Source organism: Inquilinus sp. OTU3971, assembly GCF_038440215.1.
This window is the reverse complement of sequence record NZ_JASATH010000380.1, coordinates 1-2,597: the sequence shown is the minus strand read 5'-3', so window position 1 is coordinate 2,597 and position 2,597 is coordinate 1. Positions and strand designations below refer to the sequence as shown.

Sequence of the window (2,597 nt, the reverse complement as noted above, 5' to 3'; positions counted from 1 at the left end):
CGCGCCCGCGCGCTAATGGCCGAGGTTCAACCGGGTGTCTCAAACCCCCCCCACGACTCTGACGGAGAGAACCCCCTCCCCCTATCCCCCTCCCGCGAGGGGAGGGGGGACTCAGAAGAAGAACCGAACATCAGATGCACGATCTCGGCCGTGGCCGCGCGCTCGTCCAGCGCCCGCAGCCGCCCGGGCGCGATCTCGCCGACCTTGCGGCCGAGGCGCAGGATCGAGATGCGGTCGCCGAAATCGAAGGCCTCCTTCAGCTTGTGGGTGATGAACACGACGGCGATGCCGCGCCCGGCCAGCCGCCGCATCAGCGCGCCCAGCTCCTCCACCCCCTTCGGCGTCAGCATCGCCGTCGCCTCGTCCAGGATCAGCACCCGGCTGCCGCGCAGCAGCGCGCGCACGATCTCCGCCTGCTGCTGCTCGCCCAGCGACAGCGCGCCGGTGACGGCGCGCGGGTCGATCGACAGGCCCAGCCCCTCGGCGGCGCGGCTGAACTCGGCCGCCAGCCGGGTGCGGTCGGGGCGGCGCCACCAGGACAGGCCGAGCGCCAGGTTCTCCACCACGGTCAGGGTCGGGGCCAGCATGACATGCTGGAACACCGTGCCGATGCCGAGGCCGAGCGCGTGGCGGGGCGAGGCGATGGGCTGCTCGCGCCCATCGACCAGGATAGCGCCGTCATCCGGCTGCAGCAGGCCGGACAGCATGGCGATCAGGGTCGATTTGCCGGCCCCGTTCTCGCCCAGCAGCACATGCACCTCGTCGGGCCGGATCGCCAGGTCGACCTGGTCGTTGGCGACGACGCCGGGGAAGCGCTTGGTGATGCCGCGCAGCGCGAGGATCGGCGCGCCGGGTTCCGATGATGCGGTCATGGTTCCATCGTTCCGCGGCCCGCCGGGGATGTCCCGGCGGGCTCCTCGGGCGAGCTTACTGCGCCGTCGCCGACACGTCCGACATCAGCGCCCGGACCGCCGCCGCATCCCAGACCGGCTCGACCTTCAGCTTGCCGCCGACGATGTCGCCGCGGAGCGCCGTGATCTGGGCCCAGACGTCGTCGGGGATCGCCTTGGTCTTCAGCAGCTGCACGGAATCGTCGGCCAGCCCGATGGCGTAATGCTTGGTGCCGAAGCTGCCGGCCTTCAGGTCCGCGATCATCGCCGCATAGACCGGGGTGATGTTCCAGATCACGGAGGAGAGGAGATTCCCCTTGTCGATGCTGGACTTGTCGCCGATCACGTCGATGAAATAGACCTTGCCGCCGTCGGTCGCCTTGCCGGTCTCGACCGCCTGGATCATGCCGAAGCTCGACCCGTTGCCCTGGCCGAAGATGATGTCGGCACCGGCGGCGATCACCGATTCCGTCACCCGCTTGCCGCCGGCCGCGTCGCTGTAGGCGGCCGGGCCGATCACGGCGTAGCGGATCTTCACCGCGGGCTTCTCCGCCTTCACGCCCTGGGCGAAGGCGGCAGATTGCGAGTTCCAGGATGGCGGTTCGCCCGACACCACGATGCCGACCGTGCCGGTCCGCGTCATCTTTCCCGCCAGCCGGCCGGCCAGATAGGCGCCCTCATGGCCGCTCAGCGTGTAGTCGGCGATCAGGCCGGGCTTCAGCAGGTCCGGCCGGTCGACGATCGCCACCGGCACGCCGGTCTCGGCCGCGATCTCGGGGGCGGAGGTGTTGTAGCCGCTGGCATGGGCGATCAGCAGGCCCGCCCCGTCCGCCACCAGCTCGCGCATCGTCGCGCGGACGTCACCATAGCCGAGGCCCTCGGCCACGGTGACTTGCACCCCCGCCTTCTCGCCGGCCGCCTTGGCCGCGGTGACGCCCTGCTGGTTCCAGCCGAAATCGGTGCCCTGCTCCGGCGTCAGGATGGCGATGCTCTTGACCTCCGCCGCGCTGCCCGCGGTCGAGGCCAGCGCCAGCAGCAGCACGCCGAGGCTGACCTTGATCATCATGGATTTCAACATAACTCGGCTCCCTGTTTGTTATTTTGAGAAACACAAATACATCACTTTTATTTGATGGATCTAGGCATTATCTTTGCCTAGTATTGGTTTTGTCGTAAGTCATCCTTCCGGAGCGGTTCGATGGTACGGCCTTGCAGTCTCCTCTCGATCGCGCTGGTGCTGGCGACCACGCCGGCCTTCGCGGCCGGGCATGGGCCGGACGGGCTGACCGAACGGGCGTTCCGGGCGGAGAACCGCGGCGACGGCCGGATCGCCTGCGGCGCCGCCATCGCCCATTGGTACTCGGTCGATCTCGGCCAGGCCGGGCCGGGCGGTGCGGTCAGCGCCCGGCTGTGGTTCGACCCGGCCGGCGGCGCGGTGTATCTGCTCAACGACAAGCAGGACCGGCTGCCGGTCGAGGCTCTATGGTGCGGCGTCGCCGGCCGCAGCTGGGCGACGCGCAGCCCGATCGACCTGCCGCACCATGCCGGCCCGGTCGCGGCCGGGATCGTGGTGGACTGCGCGCCGGACGGCGGGCGGCTGGTCTGCCGCTGAGCCGATGCATTCATCGCCGTTGCGGGCACGGATATGCCTCTCCTGTCTGCGCTATGGCATTCACATATCGATTGTCGACACCGGCGGCGAGCGTA

3 protein-coding genes are annotated in these 2,597 nt (G+C 69.2%); 1 reads left to right on the top strand and 2 read right to left on the bottom strand.

All coding sequences use genetic code 11. The features are described from left to right. Positions 1-26: 26 nt before the first annotated feature. Both AAHM41_RS39870 and AAHM41_RS39865 read right to left on the bottom strand, forming a co-directional pair. Positions 27-872, bottom strand: coding sequence for an ATP-binding cassette domain-containing protein (locus AAHM41_RS39870; protein ID WP_342242193.1), 846 nt, complete (start codon positions 870-872; stop codon positions 27-29). Between the two features lie 55 nt (positions 873-927). Beyond that, positions 928-1,968 (bottom strand): putative B6 ABC transporter substrate-binding protein, encoded by a 1,041-nt coding sequence (locus AAHM41_RS39865; RefSeq protein ID WP_342242192.1) that lies wholly within the window; start codon positions 1,966-1,968, stop codon positions 928-930. Positions 1,969-2,088: 120 nt separating this feature from the next. Here AAHM41_RS39865 and AAHM41_RS39860 point away from each other — a divergent pair, with 120 nt between their 5' ends. After that, positions 2,089-2,502: a hypothetical protein gene (locus tag AAHM41_RS39860; protein WP_342242191.1), complete on the top strand. Its 414-nt coding sequence runs from the start codon at positions 2,089-2,091 to the stop codon at positions 2,500-2,502. Positions 2,503-2,597: the final 95 nt, after the last annotated feature.